The 19,257-nt window shown below is 37.9% G+C and carries 15 protein-coding genes; 4 read left to right on the top strand and 11 right to left on the bottom strand.

Features of this window, described 5'->3' with window-relative positions:
* Window positions 1-98: 98 nt before the first annotated feature.
* Window positions 99-1,724 carry a PucR family transcriptional regulator gene (locus IGK03_RS11900; RefSeq protein WP_002393997.1) on the top strand — a complete coding sequence of 542 codons (1,626 nt, stop codon included), beginning with the start codon at window positions 99-101 and terminating at the stop codon, window positions 1,722-1,724.
* Between the two features lie 117 nt (window positions 1,725-1,841).
* Here the strand turns inward: IGK03_RS11900 and allE are convergent, their stop codons facing one another.
* The 6 genes from allE to sylA all read right to left on the bottom strand — a co-directional run bounded on the left by allE (window position 1,842) and on the right by sylA (window position 8,492).
* Window positions 1,842-2,627 carry a (S)-ureidoglycine aminohydrolase gene (allE, locus tag IGK03_RS11905; protein ID WP_049095622.1) on the bottom strand — a complete coding sequence of 262 codons (786 nt, stop codon included), beginning with the start codon at window positions 2,625-2,627 and terminating at the stop codon, window positions 1,842-1,844.
* Between the two features lie 21 nt (window positions 2,628-2,648).
* Window positions 2,649-3,872, bottom strand: coding sequence for an allantoate deiminase (allC, locus tag IGK03_RS11910; protein ID WP_010707067.1), 1,224 nt, complete (start codon window positions 3,870-3,872; stop codon window positions 2,649-2,651).
* Window positions 3,873-4,053: 181 nt separating this feature from the next.
* Window positions 4,054-5,418, bottom strand: a complete 1,365-nt coding sequence (gene allB / locus IGK03_RS11915) for an allantoinase AllB (RefSeq protein WP_010776143.1) — start codon at window positions 5,416-5,418, stop codon at window positions 4,054-4,056.
* Entirely contained in the window at window positions 5,419-6,915 is a 1,497-nt protein-coding gene (allW, locus tag IGK03_RS11920) for an allantoin permease (protein ID WP_049095617.1), read from the bottom strand. It lies immediately after the preceding gene.
* Window positions 6,916-7,508: 593 nt separating this feature from the next.
* Window positions 7,509-8,021, bottom strand: coding sequence for a GNAT family N-acetyltransferase (locus IGK03_RS11925; RefSeq protein ID WP_002384774.1), 513 nt, complete (start codon window positions 8,019-8,021; stop codon window positions 7,509-7,511).
* Window positions 8,022-8,039: 18 nt separating this feature from the next.
* The gene (sylA, locus tag IGK03_RS11930; protein WP_430602343.1) at window positions 8,040-8,492 is read right to left on the bottom strand and encodes a transcriptional regulator SylA; all 453 of its coding nucleotides are present in this window, start codon (window positions 8,490-8,492) and stop codon (window positions 8,040-8,042) included.
* 192 nt (window positions 8,493-8,684) lie between these two features.
* Between sylA and IGK03_RS11935 the strand changes: the two genes are divergently transcribed.
* Window positions 8,685-9,377: a hypothetical protein gene (locus IGK03_RS11935; RefSeq protein ID WP_002406031.1), complete on the top strand. Its 693-nt coding sequence runs from the start codon at window positions 8,685-8,687 to the stop codon at window positions 9,375-9,377.
* 164 nt (window positions 9,378-9,541) lie between these two features.
* Here the strand turns inward: IGK03_RS11935 and IGK03_RS11940 are convergent, their stop codons facing one another.
* A complete protein-coding gene (locus IGK03_RS11940) occupies window positions 9,542-11,203 on the bottom strand; it encodes a SulP family inorganic anion transporter (protein ID WP_016618047.1) in 1,662 nt (553 codons plus the stop codon).
* 176 nt (window positions 11,204-11,379) lie between these two features.
* On the opposite strand from IGK03_RS11940, the gene IGK03_RS11945 reads away from it, so the two are divergent.
* On the top strand, window positions 11,380-12,447 hold the full coding sequence (locus IGK03_RS11945) for a choloylglycine hydrolase family protein (protein ID WP_126268405.1): 1,068 nt from the start codon (window positions 11,380-11,382) through the stop codon (window positions 12,445-12,447).
* A gap of 103 nt (window positions 12,448-12,550) precedes the next feature.
* Here the strand turns inward: IGK03_RS11945 and IGK03_RS11950 are convergent, their stop codons facing one another.
* A complete protein-coding gene (locus IGK03_RS11950; protein WP_010713756.1) occupies window positions 12,551-13,963 on the bottom strand; it encodes a glycoside hydrolase family 1 protein in 1,413 nt (470 codons plus the stop codon).
* Entirely contained in the window at window positions 13,956-15,257 is a 1,302-nt protein-coding gene (locus tag IGK03_RS11955) for a PTS sugar transporter subunit IIC (RefSeq protein ID WP_033625167.1), read from the bottom strand. The genes IGK03_RS11950 and IGK03_RS11955 overlap by 8 nt, the downstream gene beginning before the upstream one ends.
* Before the next feature lie 111 nt (window positions 15,258-15,368).
* Here IGK03_RS11955 and IGK03_RS11960 point away from each other — a divergent pair, with 111 nt between their 5' ends.
* On the top strand, window positions 15,369-16,121 hold the full coding sequence (locus IGK03_RS11960) for a MerR family transcriptional regulator (protein WP_002372894.1): 753 nt from the start codon (window positions 15,369-15,371) through the stop codon (window positions 16,119-16,121).
* Between the two features lie 46 nt (window positions 16,122-16,167).
* Here IGK03_RS11960 and IGK03_RS11965 read toward each other — a convergent pair whose 3' ends face one another.
* Window positions 16,168-17,376 carry a chloride channel protein gene (locus IGK03_RS11965; RefSeq protein ID WP_016616577.1) on the bottom strand — a complete coding sequence of 403 codons (1,209 nt, stop codon included), beginning with the start codon at window positions 17,374-17,376 and terminating at the stop codon, window positions 16,168-16,170.
* 207 nt (window positions 17,377-17,583) lie between these two features.
* Entirely contained in the window at window positions 17,584-19,242 is a 1,659-nt protein-coding gene (locus IGK03_RS11970) for a PucR family transcriptional regulator (protein ID WP_202334909.1), read from the bottom strand.
* Window positions 19,243-19,257 lie beyond the last annotated feature (15 nt).

Here is a 19,257-nt window from a genome sequence, read left to right on the forward strand (position 1 = left end):
TTGCACTATTTTGACTTTGTTTTTTAGACATATTCAATAACTATCTTTTGTACTCCTTTTTATTCTTCGCTATACTATAAAAAAAGGAGGTTGTTGTGATGAAAATATTAGCTGAGGTCTTGGCTTTACCAAGATTTTCTGACTTACAATTATTATCGTCTCACTCAAACTTAACACAGCCCTTGGAAAGTGTAGAAATCACGGAAACACCTGATGTGGCTGATTTTATCCCTAAAAATGTCATGATTTTAACAACGGCAATGATTTATAAAGATGATCAAGAAAAATTGAAACCTTTTATTGACTCGTTAAAACAAGCAGAATGTACGGCTTTAGGAATCAAAGTTGGGCGGTTCCTTGACGAAATTTCACCAGAAATTGTTGCCTATGCCAGTGCCGTTGATTTGCCCCTGATTAAAATTCCTAGCACACAGCCACTAGGCGGGTTGTTGCATGAAATTGTAGGCTATCTTCGTGATAGCAAAACCGAACAGATGTCTGTAGCATTTGACATCCAAAAGCGTTTTTCAACATTATTAATGCAAGATGTTGATGCTACGCGCTTCATCGCTGAATTTGCGAAAATTTTAAATGCGCCAATTATTTTATTAAGTCCTTGGCAACAGGTGATTGCCCACTCGAATTATTTTTATGGCAATCAAAAATCAGCGGAGTTTTTTATCAAACAATTATCAAAAGACCACTTTCAACAATTGGCACAAGAAAAGAAAATCTTTCGTTTACAGGATGAGCGACAAGAAAACATTCAAGTAGCTGGCTTTCCAATTCGTGTGAACGATTATTTTCCCTATTATTTATTGGTCTTATCTCCTGAACAGATTCCTTATCCTATTTCTGAATTTGCCATTGATCAGGCCATTTTAGTTTTGACTTTTATGTTATTTAAAAACCAGAAAATTGCTGAATCTTTTGAACATCTCAAAACAGACTTTTTGGACCGCTTGCTTGATACACATCAAGAAGCACTGAGTAAACATCAAAATTGGTTGGAACTTTGGAAAAATTATCGTTTAATCAACAGTGATTATTATCAATTAGCGATTGTCTACGGCGTGACTAAACCAGAAAATGAAACCCATATTCGTTATCAGCAAGCGGAAGGGCAACTAATTTTCCAATGGCTCAAAGAACAATTGCCGGAAATCCTGCCAGATGTCGCCTTGTTTAAATTAAAAAATCAAAATAAAAGTATCTTGATTTTTCAATCTAAAAAAAATGACCATTTGATGATTTTGCAAAACCTCGCTGAACGTTTGCAACAGGCTTTGCCTATTACCATTCGCTTTGCTTTAGGCAATGCTTATGAAAACCTAGAAGATTTGCCTAATTCTTATATTGAAGCTTCCTCGACATTAGAGGCTTCTTTACACGCTCAAAAACCAGCAACTGTGCAATTGTTCCATCCCAAAGGCCTAGCTGGACTTTTTGAAAAGATTGGCACTGAAGATGTTGAATACTTTTGCCAGCAACAATTGAAAGAGTTGGCCTATCCGACGGAACCGACGTTACAAGAATTACGAAAAACCTTGAAAGTTTTTTTAGATTTCAATTGCGAAATTACTAAAACGGCCAACGCTCTTTACCTTCACAGAAACACCATTAAATATCGCATGAATCAATGTGAAAAATTATTAGACACCTCTATTCAAGAGCCTGAGACGAGTTTACTCTTACGGGTAGCGCTAGAGCTTTCAGAAAAATAATTAACAGGAAAATAGCCGAATAAAAGTAACGTCTACCAAGAAAAAGGACTCTACCGTTCACCACTGCGTGTTCAAATCCTATTGTTCCGAGGTCATTACTTTACATTCGGCTTTTCGTTATAATTCTGGTTCACGATTGGCATCTTTGGAATAAACGTACATTAGCGGTTCTTTACGGCCAACCGCATAGGCTGCTTGTGGCACATAGGCACTCATGAAAATATAGTCCCCTTTTTCCACTGGATACCATTCATTGTCCAAATTGTACATCCCTTGGCCACTAATTAAATACGCACCATGCTCTTGGACATGCGTTTCAATATAGGCATGACTAGCGCCTGGTTCAAAAAATAAGATATGCATATTCATATCAAAGTCAAACTCTTTCGGCAATAAACTCCAAAGTAAAACGTCTGTCATTCCTTCATATTCTTCGGGTTGTTGGTCATGAATTGACCCAACCACTTTATAAGGTTGATGGCCCGCCAACGGCTGATAGCGTTTTTTATATAAGAAAACTTCTGTGTCCGCTTCCTGTGCGTTCGCTAAATACATTTTCATTTCAGGCGTAAAGTAGGCGTAGCCCCCGGCTTCAAGCTCATGGGTTTCTTGACCATCTGAAACGCGCAAACGACCGTCAATGACATAAACCAACGTTTGAATCCCGTCGCCACCAAAACCAGTTGTTTGTTGACCATTTTTATGAAACGTAGCAATGTAATCCACAAATGTCGCACCTAATTTAGGTGATCCCAAAATGGAAATATCGACATTTTCAAAACCAGGTACTGCATTTTGCACCAAACCATCATGGGGAATAATGGCGTAATTGTCTTTTTTTATCACAGCTCTTGATGTTAACAATTCTTTTTGGTAACCAACTCGATTATTTTTATAACCCATCACAATTCTTCCTTTTCTATCTTATTTATACGCTAATTCATATAAGGTATCTGCTAAAAGCTTGACGCCTTCAACCAAATCTGGAAATGCCGTTGCTTCTGCTGGATTATGACTAATCCCACCAATACTTGGCACAAATATCATCGCTGTCGGGTAATGGGGCGCAATAATTTGCGAATCATGCCCAGCACCACTATGCATCATACGATACTGATACTTGCCTTCTTTGGCTTTTTGTTCAATAACTTCTACAATTGCTTGATTCATCGGTACAGGGGCTTCATCCATCCAGCGGTCAATTGCAATCGTCAAGCCTAATTCTTGAGCAATTGTCTTCATCCGTTCTTCTAATTCACCTGTAAAATGTCGTAAAAAAGCAGCGTCGGTATGACGGCAGTCAATTGTAAATTCCACTTCTCCAGGCACCACGTTGACTGTATTGGGTTTCGGAATGACTTTGCCGAATGTTAAAACTAACGGATCCCCAATTTCGTTCGCACGATCAATGGCTTCTGCACAAATTTTAGCAAAGCCATATACCGCATCATGACGGTAACTCATTGGCGTAGTGCCTGCATGATTGGCTTGCCCTTTTAAGGTAACCGTGTAGCGACGTTGCCCTACAATACTATGAACAACACCGACTTGGAGCTTTTCGTTCTCTAAAATATTGCCTTGTTCAATATGAATTTCGACAAATGCTTCAATGTCCTCACGTCTTGTTTGCTCCTGCCGAAAATCAAAGCCTTGGCGATGCATCTCATCAACAAACTTTTTGCCTTCGTTGTCAGAGATGTCGACTACTTCTTCACGTTTGGCTTCACCAACGACATTTTTGCTTCCCCAGAAAACCGTTGGAAAACGACTCCCTTCTTCTTCAGCCATGGAAAGCACTTCTAGAGAACGCCGTGGTTTCCCATATTTGTCTAATAAATATTGAACAGCCGTCATGGAAGCAATAACACCATATTGACCATCTAAGGTCCCACCATTAACTACTGTGTCGATATGTGACCCAGTTAAAATCGTTTCCTGAGGAAATTCCGTTCCTGCCACTCGACAAAACAGATTCCCGACTTCGTCAAATTGCGTTTCCAGTCCAAACGCCTCAGTTTGGCTTTGCACATACTTTTGTGCTGCCAACCACGAATCTGTATAAAGTAAGCGTGTCATCCCTCCTGCAGGATCACTCCCAATTGCTGACAACTCTTCGATTCTTTGTTTTAAAACTTTTTCCAAGTCCATCACAAAACCTCCTGACTGATTACACTCTGATTGTAAACGTTTCCCTAGCTATCTTCATTGTACTTATCAAACAAAATTAAGCCTTTTTTTGTGCAAAACAGCCAACGAACATCCTCTAACTCGTGGACAGAGGCGCTAATTCAATCACGCTTCTGTCCCTTTCCATTTCTAAAATAGGTGTTTAATTTTTGATAAATACGCCGTTAAATGCCTCAGTTACTCCAGTTTCTTGTGCGTAAATTGTTTCGCCTCTTAAAATTGTTTGAATCACTTGGGCCCCAATTTCACGACCAATGTAAGGACTAATTTTATTTCGGTATTCTAAATCTTCTGCTTTTAAGATATACGGCGCATTAGGTTTAATTAGTACAAAATCGGCATCCTTACCAATGCTGATGCGGCCTTTTTGCGCTAAGTGATAACGGTCAGCTGGGTTTGCTGCAATCATATCCGCGAATTGTTTCAAGGATAAACCACGTTTTTGGACGGCTTCATCGAATAACACATCGACGTTATTTTGAACACCAGAAATGCCGCCCCAAGCTTCAAAAGCATTGGTTGTATCTTTTAAGTCTGGCGTACAAGGAGAATGGTCAGAGGTTACAAACGCGATGCCGCCTGTTTGCACGTGGTTCCATAAGGCGGCTTGTTGGTCCGCGTCACGAATCGGCGGCGAACATTTGACAACTGGACCAATGGCATCAAGTTCATCCGTGGTAAAATATAAATAATGCGTACATGTTTCACAAGTCACATCTACCCCTTCTGCTTGGGCTTTCAAAACTTCTTCCACGCCTTCTTGACAAGCCACATGGCAAATATGAATCCGACAACCTGTTTCTTTGGCAAATAAAATGGCTTTTTGAATCGCTTCAACTTCGGTAAACACAGGACGTGTAGCTACATATGCCGCTAAAGTCGTTTCGCCATTTTGATAAGCTAACGCGCCTAATTTATCCGTAATTGGCGCATTTTCTGCATGGATTGCTAGCACTTTGCCAGTCTTAGCAACTTGTTTCATTCCTTCATATAGTGAATAATCGTCGACATTTTGAAAATCTCCTTCAATTGAACGATCGCCGCACGTTCCTAAAAAGCATTTATAGCCGGAAACGCCTCCTTCATCAAGTTCCTGAATCCCACCAGCCAAATTGGTCGGGACCACGCCCCCAAATGACCCTACATCTACTTTTAGTTTATTTTCTCCTGCCTTGTATTTGATCTCAAGAGAGGTCTTATCCACAGTTGCTGGAATCTGATTTAAAGGCATTTCCATAAAAGTCGTCACGCCCCCTTTGGCACAAGCGGCCGTTCCTGTGACATACCCTTCCCATTCATCGCGGTAACCACCACCAGGATCGGTAATATGAACATGAGCATCCACCATCCCAGGACTAACGACTAAACCCGTCGCATCAATCACACGTTCTCCTGACAAGTCTTGCCCAATCGCTACGATTTTTCCTTCTTGAACGGCGACATCCGTAATGACTTCTCCAGTTTCTAAAATAACTAACCCGTTTTTAATCACTAACTCTGCTTGCATTTATTTTCCCTCCTGATAAGCTGTTTCTTTCACTTTTTTTGAATCCCAAGTCCATTTTTTTAACACTAAGTACAGCACAAAACCTGTGGCAAAGCCCACAAACCACGAAATATCAGCAATGATTTTAACCTGTGGAATAAATTGACCACTTAAGGAAAGAACCAACGCCAGAATAGTAGCGACATACGCTGGCTTGTTTAATCCGTAAAAGGGATTGGCTTCCTCTTTTTTGTGTTTATCTACGTATAAAGCATTTAAATCAATTTGTTGCTTTTGAACAAAATAATAATTCGCAATCATCACACCAGCGACTGGTCCTAAAACAGCCCCAATTGCGTTCAGAAAAATAAAAATACTATCGGCGTTTTCCATCAGTTTCCAAGGCATAATAAGAAAGCTAATAACACTGGCAATCATGACGCCTTTTTTATACGTCATTTTTTTAGGAAACAGCGCCGCCAATTGATAACCTGCCGGAATGATGTTCCCTGTTGCATTCGTTGAAATAGTCGTTAATAAGAAAACCGACATGGCTAAGACCACCACTGCCACATTATCTAAACGATCAATAATGTTTAAAATATTCCATTCTTGAATCCCAAAATACAGCGAACCACCTAACAGAATAACCACACTGGAAAAAGCGAAAATCCCATAACCAACAACTAAACCTGCTGTTTGCCCCACAACCTGAGCACGTGTCGAGCGCGCATTCTTAGTAAAATCCGCCACACTCGCACCAGGTGCTGACCAAACGGCCACAACCGAGTTAAAAATAATCAGATACGCCACCAGTGGATTGACTGAACGAATCGCACCAGAAACTTGATAAGACAAAATTGGTGTTAAACCGCCCCCAGCTCGAATGGCCCAAATCGTTAATCCAATAATAACGACATAAATCAACGGACTTAAAATGGCGGTAAAACGGTTCAAAATTTTGCTACCACCGAAACCTATTGCCACATTTAAGAGCCAGAAAAGAGTAAACGCCATTAATTCAGGTAGCCTGAGACCAAAAAACTGGAATGATCCACCAATTTCTAAAAAGTTCGGCCAAAATTTCCCGAGAATAATTAATAAAGCCAGCGATCCTGTAAATGTTTGCAGACCAAACCAAGCAATTGCGGCCACACAACCTCTTAAGAACCCTGGCAGTTTTGCCCCGAGACTGCCGTAAGTAGACTGTAAGTGCATCGCAAAAGGAATGCCATATTTAGAGCCAGCCACGCCATTCAAATTCATGAAGGCTGCTACAATGAATGAGCTTAGCACAACTGCCAGCATAACTTGCAGCGGCGATAAACCTAAGAAAATAAAGCCGCCCACTGCTGCATAATTCGGGATATTATGAATCGAACCCATCCATAATGTAAAAAAATTGCGCGCGCCCATTGTCCGTTGTTTCGGGCTACTTGGCAACAAATCCTCATTGTAGCCACGTGCTTTCAGCGCTGTTTCTTCTTGAGCTGTTACTTGAGACACATTTTTCTCCACGACAAACTCTCCTTTTTATTAAAATTTTTTTCTATTAAAACACCCTGCCTTCTCTTTTTTGTCACTTTTGCACAAACATGCGTACTACTCTCATCACACGAATTGTAAGCGCTTTTTATAACAATAATCATTAGTTACCCCAACTAAATAACAAACGATTCTTTGTTCACTTTGAACGAAAAAATAGCAACCTTTTTTATATCGCCCTCTCACTCTAGAAAATAAGAAACAAATCTTTTTATTCACATATTATGTACAACTTCTCTTTTCAAATGCTAAAATACGTTTATTATTAAAAATGACATAAATAAATTATACAGTTAAATGAAATCCAACACAACATTTTTTAATCAAACACACACAAAACAGATAAACTGAAGTGGATTTTCAGGAAGAGACCCATCCTGAAAAAAGACACTGACAAAAGAGTTTTCTCACAAGATCGACAACTTTTCACAGATTCAAAATCTTCTTTTTCAATTTTTACGTTTTTAAAAATAACATTTTGAAAATAAAAAAATGCTTAATTTTAGTCAAAAAAATAAACAAAGATTTCTGATTTTATCAGAAATCTTTGTTTCTAAATTTTCTTGCTACAATTCCTTTAACAAAATAAAATCCGTCTGTTCATCGTCTCCCATAAAAAACGAATGTTGACTATAATAACGGTAGCCAATCGTTTTATAAAATGCCCGCGCCGCATCATTGTGTTCCCAGACACCTAGCCACAGTGCTTTTTTACCAAATTCACGAGCTTTCTCTTCCGCCAGTTCTAACAATTGTGTCCCCAGCTTCTTTCCTTTAAACGCAGGCAAAATATACAATCGCTCAACCTCGAGCTTTTCTGGCCCCATCGGTTCCGTTTGTGCCGTCTCACGATTTAATTTCATGTAGCCAGCTAATTGATTATCGACAAAGATAAAATAAAAGTCAGAGTGGGGATTAGCCAATTCCTTTTGTAATTTTTCTAAATTGTAAGCTTCTACTAAATAGGCTTGCATATTTTCTGGGGTATTATATGGTCCGAAAGTATCTGTATAAGTTTCAATGCTGATTTCTTGTAACGCTGGTGCATCTTCTATTGTTAATTGTTTTATTTCTCCCATCAATCAGTCGTCCTTTCCTTAATAATTTCGAGTGTTCCCTTTTTTGACAAATTCCCAATCTTCGCTGACATTTTTACGCATCCGGACTAAGTACTCTGCCAATTGTGAAATTTCCACTTCTGACAAGCCTTGCAAAGCCACTTGATTCGAGTGTTGATTTTCGCGCACAATGATTGGATAAACGTTTTTCCCTTTTTCTGTGGCATAAATCCGCTTAATTTTTTTGTTGATTGCATCTTCTTGACGATAAATAAAGCCTTGTTCTTCCAAACGCTTAATCGCCCGCGCCGCTGTGGTTCGATCAACTTTAATCAGTTCGGCGATCTTTTCTTGGATAATTCCAGGATTTTCACAGACCCTGACCAAATAAAGATATTGTCCTCGTGTTAAAAATAATTCCTTAAATTCAATATTACTGATTGAATCTAAGGCCCGCGCAATCATGCCAATTTCTCTTAAAATATCTGTCACTAGGACACTTCCTTTCGCTAATATTTTATGATTGTCATTACTTTAACTTATTTTTGTTGCAAATGCAACAAAAATAAGTATAAAAACTACAGATTTAAACAATTTGAGCATTCGTGAAAATAAAATAATTATTTCTTTTGTTATATTAACAAGTAAGATAAAATTAGTTATAGCGTCTATAGGAGGAATAGTATGAAAAAATTATTTTGTGTTATTTTAGTTATTTTTTTAACAGGTTGTAGTTCTCAAAAAGCGAATGAACCTAAAAAACAAGAAAATTCTACCAATCATACAACATCAATAAAAAGCAGTACTAATCATTACAGTTCTAGCACAGAAACAAGCTCTAATAATAAACTAAAAGAAACTTCAGAAAGTGCCAGTACCACTCAGGCTTCGGCAAAGTCTAAAAATGAAGTATCCACAAATGTCGAAGAAGCAAATTCTTTAGAAGCAACACCTTATGCTGTCGATCTTAGTAGTTTAAACAATCCACTCGTATTTAATTTTAAAGGAATGAATGTGCCAACTTCAATTACGTTAGAAAACTTAAATTCAACACCAACTGCTACCTTCCGAACTAAATTGTTTGGGGCTGAAAATGGTCAAGTGAAAGAAGCCATTAATAAATATGAGCTATCTATAAATACAATTCCTACAAAAGAGATTAGAATATTTTCAGCGGCCGATAACAGTATTCGCACCGTTAAAGTAAATACAGAGTTAATTTTAGGAACTAATATTTCTTCAAACGATGAACAAAATAGATCGGGTACTTTATACTTATTCAACAATAAAAATGGTTCGATATCTTTAATCACTCCTAACTACGCAGGCAATGTTACGGATGATCAAAAAGACGTTATGCTAGAAGTAATTCAATAAATAACCTAAAAAAATAATAAAGAGAAAACTTCATACTGAGAAGTTTTCTCTTTATTATTTTTTAGGAACTCCTCTAGAAACTCGTTTTAGTCCCCACTTATTTTTCTTATTTCTTCACCCATTAAGCACGCAATAGAAAATAGAACATTTCATTTGAAAATGAATTATTGTTCTGCAACATGCACCGTTTGTAAAAATTCTGCGACTGAGAAATGGTATTCTTTCTCTTGATTTCCTTGAATGGTTCGAATCATTTTTTCAACTTCTGGTTGCAGAGCGGCAAATTGAACTTGTTGTCCACGACCTTCTGCTGCAAGACAAAATTCTTCTAAAATATCTAACGCCGTACTATCAATGCTAGGAACTCCTCGCATTGAAAATACTACACCACTTTTTGTTTCCAATTGCAGTAACGTTTGTTTCAATCGTTCAGAAGACATGAAAAATAACGGGCCACTCAAATAAACCACCACCCAATTTTCTGTACACTCGGTCGGTACTAGCCCCATTCTTGACCAATCGACTTCCTCAACATTAATCGTAATCACGGCACTTTTCACAATGAAAAACAGGCAACCAGCTAAGACCCCTAAAACAATCGCTAAACTCAAGTCAAAAATAACGGTCGCTACCATCGTTAAAAAGAATAAACATAAGGCTGTGTGGAAACGTTTCTGGAAGAATTCTTTAATCACCGACCATTCATTCATTCGCCACGCTGTCACCACTAAAACACCAGCTAACGCAGGCATGGGAATTTTAGACATGACTGGCGATAAAAGCAACATCGATAACAATAAAAAGACTGCATGAAAAATACCCGCTAAACGTGTTTGCGCACCAGATTTAATCACTACGCTCGTGCGGGCAATCGCTGCCGTTGCAGGTACGCCACCGAAAAATGGCAAAATTAAGTTGCCAATTCCTTGTGCCACTAGTTCCTGATTACTGTCTAATGGTTTCCCTGTCATGCGACCAGCCGAAGCGCCACAAAGCAAACTTTCAATCATACCTAACATAGCAATGCTAATCGAAGGCACCAAAATATCCTGAAACGCACTTAATTGAAGTGAACCAAGTTCCAAACGTGTATCACTAAAAATACTTGTCGGAATTTTCCCTACAGTGGCCACTGGCAGTTGAAAAACCACTGTTGCTAACGTAGCTAAAATAATCATCACCAATGAAGCTGGTATCATCGCATTCCACTTTTTCGGAAAGAATACTAATCCAAGCACCACTAAAATCGACATAACCGTCGTTGGTATACTTAAATCAAAGCCCAATGAACGATAACTGCTGATTTTCTCAATTAAATTGTGTCCTTCTGAACGAACCCCAAAGAAATTATCAAGCTGCCCCAACGCAATAATAATAGCAATTCCTGAAGTAAACCCGGTAATGACCGGTGACGGAATAAAAGAAGTCAAGCTCCCTAAACGCAAAATCCCTGCCAAAAGCAAGAAAATTCCCGCCAAAAAGGTGGCCAACAAAATCCCTTGCATGCCATGGACTGCCGCAATTGACATTAAAATAGCTGCCATCGCACCTGTTGGTCCTGAAATTTGATAAAACCCACCCGAAAGGCTCCCAATCACAATTCCAGCGATAATCGCCGTGATCATGCCAGCTGCTGCAGTGGCGCCGCTGGAGACCCCAAACGCTAACGCTAACGGCAACGCGACGGCTGCGACAGTCAAACCTGCCAAGAAATCTTTTTTCAATTTTTTTTGATTATACCCTTTAAATTCATCCCTTATCATTTGTGTGTACTTTTTAAACATTCGCATCCTCTTTTCATGAAATTTCCATTCTAAAGATATCATATTTTCGGAAAGATAATAAGGTGTTTTGTGAAGGAAATCGCTAAAAAATTTTTTTCACCTCATTTAGACAAAATTGTCTAATATTTTAAGAATTTAGCCACCGCTGTTTCCTAGAGTATGATATGCTTAACTAGTAAACAGGCTTCACAAACTTACATTAATTGGGGGAAACTATTATGTGTACAGGCATCAAGATTATTTCCAAAACAAATGATATTTTTTATGGACGTACGATGGATTTTACGTTTGACTTTTTTGGCAACGAAGATCCAATTGCACCAAAAATCCCTACTCTAATTGCTCAATTTCCAAAAGGTACAGTTCTAAATAGCCAACTAAATCCTTGGACGGCAAAATATTCCTTTATGGGACTAGCAATGTCAGGCACAGATCAACCAGCGAACGATGGTAAAACCGTCAGCCTTGCTATCACAGATGGTATCAACGAAGCCGGCTTATCTGGTGATATTCAATATTTAATGGAATCTTCAACAGCACCTGCTGAAAGTTTAGCAGATCGTGGTTTAACACCTCATATTGCAGAAGAAGTACTCGCTTATATTTTGAGTAATTTTGAAAGCGTTGACGAAGTAAAAATAGCTTTTGAAAAAATCGGCCTGTTAGATCAAAAATTCCAACTTGATTCATTGGGGGAAGTTCATTTCACCTTACACTGGACCATTAATGATAAAAATAATAATAGTATCGTTTTGCAACCAACAGATAACGGAGCGTTCGTCATTTATGATTCGATTGGCGTAGTCACAAACAGCCCAGAATACAATTATCATTTAACCAATGCACGAAACTATATCGGGATGCGCAACTATGCTATTAAGGAACCTTACACTTTAAAATCAGGCGCAACACTTGACCCAATTGAAGGTGGGACTTCTTACGGACTATTAGGAATCCCAGGAGACTTCACTTCGCCGTCACGCTTCATTCGTGCGTTATACTATTCTGACAATCTCCAAGAATTTGATAGCTCTGAAGGGATTATGCAACTCTATCGCGCCTTCCAAACAGTGATGATTCCTCGGGGGATTGGCCATTTAGGTCAAAGTAATTCTCTGTCTGATTTCACACATTATTGGTCAGGATATGATGTGACTAATTTAACCATGTATGTCCAACCAGAAAGTACTACCTCATTTACAAAATACACTTTGGATCCAGCTTTAACAGAAGTTACTACTTTTGCTGTTTCTAACGAGCTACTACTAACAGATTTAAATCAATAAAAACACAAACAACGTCTCTGACCAGGTACTTAGTCAGAGACGTTATTTCGTTCATGCGTTTAGTTGTTCAGTTATTTTATCATACCACTCCGGAAAATAGAGCTTACAACTCTGCACCATTGGACTCAATGATCTTTTGATACCAGTAAAAAGAGGCTTTCTTTTTTCGAGCCAGCGTCCCCTGACCTTCATCATCTAAATCTACATAAATCAAACCATACCTTTTACCAATTTCTCCAGTTGAAGCACTAATTGAGTCGATGGCACTCCAGACGGTAAAACCAATTACTGGCACACCATCTAAGACAATCGCTTGTTTCACTGCCAGCAAATGTTGTTGTAAATAATCAATGCGATAATCATCATAAATTTCACCATTTTCTGAACAATGATCAACTGCTCCTAAGCCATTTTCAACAATCATAATTTCTTTCTCATATCGTTGATACAAACGATTTAAACTAATCCGCAGTCCCAGTGGATCCACTTGCCAGCCCCATTCAGATTGCTCTAAAAATGGATTTTTCCCTCCTGTTGCCATATTTCCTGCTGCTGTTTCTGGTGCAGTAGTCCAACTCATATAATAACTTATACTAACAAAGTCCACCACACCTTCTCGTAAGTCTTGTTCATCTTCTTCTGTAATAACTAGTTGGACACCCAGTTGCTCCAACATTTTTTTAGCCCACGGAGAATAATATCCTCGAATCTGAATATCACCAAAATAATAGGTTTCCTCATCATCCATCATTGCTTGAAAAACAGATTCAGGGTGACAATTGTGCGGATAAGTCGGGCCATACATAAGCATTGTTGCAAAACGATAGTTACTTGAATATTTCCGACCTAATTGAACCGCTTTTGCACTTGCTACTAACTGATGATGCGCCATTTGGAAAATTTCTTGATAATTTTCCGTATGAATCCCAGTAGAAAAATAAGGCATATACGTAATAACATTAATCTCATTAAACGGAATCCAATAGCGGACACGATCACTGAATCGTTGAAATAGCGCTTCACAAAAGCGTAAATAGAACGTAATGACTTGGCGATTTTTCCACGAACCATATTTTGTCACTAAATTTTCTGGTAAATCAAAATGTGAAATCGTTATAATTGGTTCGATTCGATGACGCTCTAGCTCGTCCAAAATTTTTTCATAAAATAATAAACCTGCTTCATTAGGCCGTTCCTCTTCTCCAGTTGGAAAAATGCGTGACCATTGGATTGAAAATCGAAGACTTTTAAATCCCATATCAGCGAACAGTTGGATATCTTTTTGATAACTTTCATAAAAGCCAATCGCTCGATGAGAAGGATAGTATTGATTTACATCCACTTGTTGAGTTATTTGACGTTTCTCCCCTTTTTTACAACGCAAAGCTAAATCTAAATTACTCAAGCCTTTTCCGTCACGGTTATAGGCACCTTCTACTTGAGTAGCAGAAATTGCACCACCCCACAAAAAATCATTTGGCATACTGCTCAATTGTTTTTTTTCGCTGCTACTCATTTTCTTGTTCTCCTGTCGCTAAGGTCTGCTCTTCTTTCACTGCTCGTTCATCAGCCATACGGAAAAACGGATAATATAACAACGTCAGAGCAATTACCACAGCAATCATTGCCAACCCAAAGCGAATGCCGCCATAGAAAGTTTCTGCAACAACTGGTGGTGTCACCCAAGGTAATTCAACCGTTGGATTATAGTAATTTAAGAAACCAACTTTATAGAATAAATGTAACACCAAACCACCGACAGCTGTTGAACTTACCAACGGAATAAAGAAAATAGGGTTCAGCATAATCGGAACACCGAAAATCAATGGCTCATTAATATTGAAAATACTTGGTACAACACCTAATTTACCAAGGGATTTGTATCGTTCTGATTTTGCTCTTAACATACAAAAGGCTAAACCAATCGTATTCCCAGTTCCGCCAACCATAATAATACTAGAGAAAAACATAATTTCTGGATAAGGCAACGCTTGACCAGCAATAAATGCATTAATATTAGCTAGAAAGACTGGCGCCATCACAGCAAAGAAAATATTAATAATTGGACTTGGATGAATACCAAAAAACCATAATAGATTTGCTAGTGTAAAGACTACAATAACCGTCATTGGTGATTGACCTAATGATGCAATTGGTTTACTCACTAGCTCGGTTAAAAAGCTCATCGCATCCCCCGAACCAGTATATGTGAAAATAGCTTTGACTAATAAAGCTACCACAAAAATTATCATGGCTACAAAGGTTGGACTTAACGAATCTGTCACCATCGTAGGAACGGAATCAGGTAATTTAATTCGTAAAAATTCTTTTTTCATTAAATAACTATATAACATAGTTACACCTAAACCGACTAGAATAGCTACAAAAATCCCGTCAGTCCCAATTGATGCTGTTTTAATGACAACTGTTTCTTCTCCACCTAATTTAACGGCAAACTGTGGTACCAAGATCAAGAAAAATGCCAAAGATAAAATAACACTAGTGATGGGATTTTGTTTTTCCATCTTCGCAGTTTCATACGCAATAGTACAAACAATGTAAACAGCGTACAAGCCACTGGTCATAGCAATGACTTCTTGAATGATTGGAGCTAACCCAATGGATGTTAAAAATTCTTGCCAAATTGGAATAGGAAAATTCCCCACAATTGCGATAAAAGCAACCCCTAAAGAAACGGGTAAAACAGCCATCATCCCATTAGTTAGTGCTTGAATGACCTTACTTTTTTGCATTCTTTCAGCGATTGGACCAATAAACTTTTCTAAAAAACGTTGAAACTTATCAAACATACAATTCTCTCCTCTTTCTAATTTACGTTGAGTATACACCTTAAAGTTACTTCAAGGTAAAGCGGTTTTATAAACTAATTTTGTGTTATACTAAAATTGAGGTGAATGCTGATGAACCAAGACCATCTTTACTCGCTAGAAACGATTGCTTCCTTGTTGAAAATTCCTAAGTCCACATTGCGCTATTGGGAAAAAGAACGGTTGATTCATTCTGTTCGAGGCGATACAAATGATTATCGACAATACACAACAGAACAGCTGATTGCTATCTGTGAAATCAAGTTTTATCGCGACTTAAATTTTTCCATTAAAGAAATTAAAAACTTATATACCAATCCATTATCAGATACCCAGAAATTACTAGAAAATGCACGTCAAGATTTAGAAGAACGCATTACACAGTTAAAGCAAATTCACAGAAACTTAATCACTTATCAACAAAAATATGAAGAAGTCAGCCAACTACAAGAGGAAGTCTTGAAAGAAGAAATACCGCCGTTTAAAACTCTTTACTATTTCCACCCTGCTAAAGCAGAAAATCTTTTGCTTTACTTAAATGATCCAAGTATTTTAGGCTTTGTTTTATCACCAGATGAACAAACTATTGAACATTTTTCAACGACTAATAAAGACAGCGCCGCTTTCCCTTTAGTCTTACACTGGGAATTCGATGCTTCTAAAAGCTACTATAGTCAACTGATTCGTATAGAAGAAAGTAGCAATCAGTTGCAGCCACAACAAATTCAGAAAAATCTAATTTACTTAAAAGAACAAGGCTATCAAGTCCATCAACTATTGGGCCGCTATCTGCTTTCAAAAAAACATCAAGATTACTATCAACTATGGTTTGAGTGTTCTAATTAGAAAAACGTCAAATCGGCTTAATCCCCTAAGTCGATTTGACGTTTTTCTAGTTACTCTTAATGATTTTATTTTTCAATAGCCATTGTAAAAATAACACAAGGACTACAACTGGCCAAAGCGTGATTGGGAAAAAGAGCCCCACAAAAATGCCTGGTACAAGAATCGTCCCTAAAATCTGGGTTGTTAAACTCGTAGCAAAAATTGCGACAACAAAAAGCGAGTCAATTGTTGGGAAAAATTGTGCGACCGCAAACCCGATTAAAATAGCTGAAAAAACGACGGGAAAAATATCGCCACCTATCCAACCTGTCTGTAAACAAACTTGTAAAAATACTAGTTTCATTATCGCAGCGACCACCAAGATATACCAGGCTTGTTGACTACCAAAACTAGGAACTAAATGCATAAAAGATTGTCCTGAAAATAGTAATCTTGGCATTAAAACAACAAAGAGAAAAATACAAGCTGCACCAAAGCTTACCAGTATGCTTTGCTTTTCTTCAAAAGGTTGGCATAGTTTAGCCAGAGCAGCTTGCAACCATTGATAGGCGTTACCAATCACAAAAGCAGTTAATAAAGCGGGTAAAATCAGCCATAACGAAGCCATTTCAATTTTTCCAGTTCCTAACTTCGTAATAAACGATGGGTGTCCCACCAATTTCATTAAAAAGGTAAACACCACCAACCCGTTCACAATAAATAACCCGTTCATCACTTGTTTCAGTTTCTTTTTATCCGCAGGAGCGAGCCTCGTGTCGTAGCGCTGAACAAACTGTTGCGGATGTAGCAAGCGCTGAATTTTTGTCCAAAATACTTGCTGTTCTTGCTCGTCATAATGAAAATAAAGGTACCTTAACTTATCAGATTGCCAGACTGACAACGAAATAATTGCTCCCAACAATGCGGCTTCAGGACCGACACCAGCCCCGAAAATTAAAATTACCAAGGCGGCCAATAAATTTCTAAACACTCCTGAATAATCGACCGATTGTTTCGCCTTCAATTCTGTCAGAGCCTCATGCGCCGTTTGTGGTACTTGTCCGAAGCGTTTCTTCAGATAACTCAATACCAACGCTCCTAGCACACACAAGATAAAATAATAGAGGATTGGCCATTTCATTTGCGCTGGCAACACCTCCCAGAGCAGAGTTGTTAGCTCTCCTTCAATGATTAAAAACGCTCCTGAAATTCCCGCGATGATACTACTTAAAAATAACCCACTGACGATAATTGTCCACATTTTTCTGTTACGCATACTTCCTCCAAATGATAGTTGTTTCTTTTATAGTAGCAGATAGTTAGTGGTTTGTGTTTGAAGATTTTGGGAAGGATTTATTTTTTTGAAAAAATTGAGGTTATGAAAAGATTCCATTTTTTATTGATTAAATTATCCTTCTTGTATAATCGTTTCTTTTAGCTATATATATTCCATTAAATTAAAAACCGCCACTTATATTGCTTCTTAAGTTCCCACAAACAACGCCACTTCCAGTGCCAACAAGTCCACTTCCTTATCAAAATCCAACAGCACTAGCTGTTCAATTTTCTCCAATCGTTGTAACAAAGTATTACGATGAATAAAGAGCTTTTTGGCTGTTTGAGACAAGTTTCGTTTTGATTGAAAATAGACATTCAGTGTATGGACAAAGTCGGTATGTTGCTGTTGATCACTTTTCTGCAATGGTTGAAGATATTTGTTTCTGAGGGTTGCTTGTCCTTCTTCTAAAAAATAACGTTGTAGTGTCTGTCTAAAATGAAAATTCGCGTAGGAAGCAATCCTCATTTCAGGTTTTTCCGCAATGAATTGACGTTGAAAGGCTAAAACGTCAATCGCTTGTTGATACGATTCATGAATCTGGGTCAGACCTTGAATCTTAGGTCCTATTGTTAGGAAAAGTTCCACATCTTCTTGTACTTTCATTAACTGATTTATACTACTTTGTGCTAGGCGTTGCATCATTTTCAGATAATCGCCTTCTTTTTCAGGTGGATCTTCAACTAATAAGACAAAGGAACTGTCAATTTCAATACAAACAATTTTTTGTTTGTCCCCTAAGATAACTTGGTTTAGCTGGTTGCCTAAAATAGACATTCTTTCTTGCCTTTGGCGTTCATTTAAGGTTAATGAAATTAGCAAAATCGCATAGGGCTTATCTATTGTCAAGCGATAATACTGTTGAAATTGTTGGAAAACAGCTTGATCCCTCTTTTCATGCGCAATCAGCTTAAAAAATAATTCGTTTCGTTGTTGGTATTCTTCAAATTTCCGTGAGTATTCCAATTGCAATTGTAAAAGTAAGTAATGAGCTGTGATTTTAAAATGAGCCACATCGACTGGCCGTAATGGAGCCAAGGTGTTCCAGACGAGTAAATAATATAAAATAACATTTTTCTTTTTAATTGGATAAATTTCAATTGGCACCACTTGGTTCTGGAGTTTCAACTGTAAATGAATCGGTTCTTGATAAAAGCGTAATAATGGATGACTTTGTTCCAATAATTGTTTTTGGAACTCTGAGGTTTCTTGTCTATCTTCTAAAATGCTAGAAATACGAATTGGATTTTTAGGCAAGTCAAAAAAATTAACTCCTTCAAAATGGTCATTCAATAACAAGACAGGATTTTGAATGGTTTCTGCTAGATCCTGTAGTAAATGAAAACTGCTACTTCCCGTTTCTAAGATTTGATAAATTTTATTATGCAATGCGGTTTCTTGCGCATTCATGTCAAATTGTTCTAACGTGACACGACTTTTCAACACGTCAGCAATTTGCGAAAAGGTGTAGTTGTAAGGAATTGCTAAAATAGGTACATTCATTTCATTTGCTAGTTTGATTAGGTCTGGTGGAACTTCTTCAAAATAACGTTGGGTTTTAAATCCTAAGGCAGCACAATGGTGTTTGGCTAGTTCTTTCAAAAAATTTTTCTGTAATTTCCGATCATCTTTAAATATGTACCCTGTCGTTAACAGCAGCTCACCTGCTGTTAGCCAATCTAAAATATCAGGATTTTCTAAAATATTGACTTTTAAAATCGGTTGGTCCTGATTTTTATGTCCTGCCACTAAGGTAATGCCAGGTAATTCTTCTAACGTTAATAAATCACTCACTTTTAACATCATTTATCCTCCCAATGT

It is taken from the genome of Enterococcus sp. DIV2453a (genome assembly GCF_050533535.1).
In the GTDB taxonomy this organism is placed as follows: domain Bacteria; phylum Bacillota; class Bacilli; order Lactobacillales; family Enterococcaceae; genus Enterococcus; species Enterococcus faecalis.

Bases quoted from the DNA above. Each gene is read 5' to 3' on its own strand.
- IGK03_RS11900 (WP_002393997.1), top strand. From the start codon at position 99: ATGAAAATATTAGCTGAGGTCTTGGCTTTACCAAGATTTTCTGACTTA.
- allE (WP_049095622.1), bottom strand. From the start codon at position 2,627: ATGGGTTATAAAAATAATCGAGTTGGTTACCAAAAAGAATTGTTAACA.
- allC (WP_010707067.1), bottom strand. From the start codon at position 3,872: ATGGACTTGGAAAAAGTTTTAAAACAAAGAATCGAAGAGTTGTCAGCA.
- allB (WP_010776143.1), bottom strand. From the start codon at position 5,418: ATGCAAGCAGAGTTAGTGATTAAAAACGGGTTAGTTATTTTAGAAACT.
- IGK03_RS11925 (WP_002384774.1), bottom strand. From the start codon at position 8,021: ATGGGAGAAATAAAACAATTAACAATAGAAGATGCACCAGCGTTACAA.
- IGK03_RS11935 (WP_002406031.1), top strand. From the start codon at position 8,685: ATGAAAAAATTATTTTGTGTTATTTTAGTTATTTTTTTAACAGGTTGT.
- IGK03_RS11940 (WP_016618047.1), bottom strand. From the start codon at position 11,203: ATGATATCTTTAGAATGGAAATTTCATGAAAAGAGGATGCGAATGTTT.
- IGK03_RS11945 (WP_126268405.1), top strand. From the start codon at position 11,380: ATGTGTACAGGCATCAAGATTATTTCCAAAACAAATGATATTTTTTAT.
- IGK03_RS11950 (WP_010713756.1), bottom strand. From the start codon at position 13,963: ATGAGTAGCAGCGAAAAAAAACAATTGAGCAGTATGCCAAATGATTTT.
- IGK03_RS11955 (WP_033625167.1), bottom strand. From the start codon at position 15,257: ATGTTTGATAAGTTTCAACGTTTTTTAGAAAAGTTTATTGGTCCAATC.
- IGK03_RS11960 (WP_002372894.1), top strand. From the start codon at position 15,369: ATGAACCAAGACCATCTTTACTCGCTAGAAACGATTGCTTCCTTGTTG.
- IGK03_RS11965 (WP_016616577.1), bottom strand. From the start codon at position 17,376: ATGCGTAACAGAAAAATGTGGACAATTATCGTCAGTGGGTTATTTTTA.
- IGK03_RS11970 (WP_202334909.1), bottom strand. From the start codon at position 19,242: ATGATGTTAAAAGTGAGTGATTTATTAACGTTAGAAGAATTACCTGGC.